The following is a 1174-nucleotide window of genomic DNA, read 5'->3' as shown; positions in this document are numbered from 1 at the left end:
AGAAAGAAGAGAAAAGGGAAAGAAAAAAGGGGGAAGAAAGGGGGGGGAAAAGAGGGAAGGAAAAGAAGGGAAGGAGAAAGAGCGGGAGAGAAAAAACGGGAAGAAGCAGAAAGACAAAAAAAAGGGGGAGGAGAACAGAAGGGGGGGAGGAAAAAAAGAAAGGAAAAAGGAAAAAAAGGGAGAGGGAAAGGGGGAAGGGAAAGGGAGGGAAAAAAGAAGAGGAGGAAGAAAGAAGGGAGAAGAGGAAGAGAGGGGGGAAGGAGGAAGGGGGGAAGAAAAGGAAAGAGAGGAAAAAAGGAAAAAAGAGGGGGAAGAGGGGGAGAGAGAAAGAGAGGGAGAAAGAGAAAGGAGGAGGAAAGAGAAAGGGAAAAGAAAAGAAGAAGGGGAAGAGAGGAGGGAGAGGAAGGGAGGGAAAGAAGGAGAAGAGGAGGGGGGAGAGGAGGGAGAAGGGAAGGGAGGAGGAAAAGAGAAAGAAGAAGGAAGGGGAAGAGAGGGGGAAGGAAAAGGGGGGAAAGAGGAAAAAGGGGAGAAAAAGAGAGAGAGGAAAAGAAGGAAGAAGGAGAGAGAAAGAGGAAAGAAAGGAGGAGAGAGAGAAGGGAAAAAAAAGAGAGGAAAAAGAGAAAAGGAGAGAAAAAGAAAAAAAAGAGGAAAAAAGAGGAAAGGAAAAGGGGAGAGGCCAGCGGGGCGGGAGAAGAGCGGGGAGCAGGAGGGAGGCGGGCCACCCAAGAGGGGGAAAGGAGCGGCGCGGGAGAGGGGAGAGGAGAGGAGACAAGGAAAAGAGGGCAGAGAAGAGGGAGGAGAAGGGGAAGAGGGGGAAAAAGAAAGAAAGGGGGAAAAGAGGAGAAAAAAGAGGGGAGAAAAGCGAGATTAAGGCTGACAGGAGGGAACCCACAGGACAGAGCGGCAAGCAGAACCAGGCGAAAAGAGGAACGGGAGCGAGGGGGGAGAAGGAAAGAGGAAGAAAAAAGAGGAGAAAGGAGGGGAAGAGGAAGAGGGGGAGGAGAGGGGAGAAAGGGGAAGAGGGAAAGAAAAGGAAGAAGAAGAAGAGGGGGAAGAAAAGGGGGAAAGAAGAGGGGAGAAGAGAGGGGGAAGGGAAGAGAGAGGGGAGGAGGGAGAGAAGGGGGAAAAAAAGGGGAGGGAAGAAGAAGAAAAGAGGGGGAAAGAGAGAGGAGAA

Annotated in this window: 1 protein-coding gene; it reads left to right on the top strand. The window is 50.9% G+C overall.

Going from position 1 to position 1174, the window contains the following annotated elements:
• On the top strand, nucleotides 1-1174 hold a 1174-nt coding region (locus K5Q73_RS21240; RefSeq protein WP_220766185.1), incomplete at both ends, for a hypothetical protein.

It is taken from the genome of Shewanella sp. MBTL60-112-B2 (genome assembly GCF_019655055.1).
Lineage (GTDB): Bacteria > Pseudomonadota > Gammaproteobacteria > Enterobacterales > Shewanellaceae > Shewanella.
Note: the sequence above shows the minus strand (reverse complement) of the source record. Positions and strands in the feature narration are given on the sequence as shown.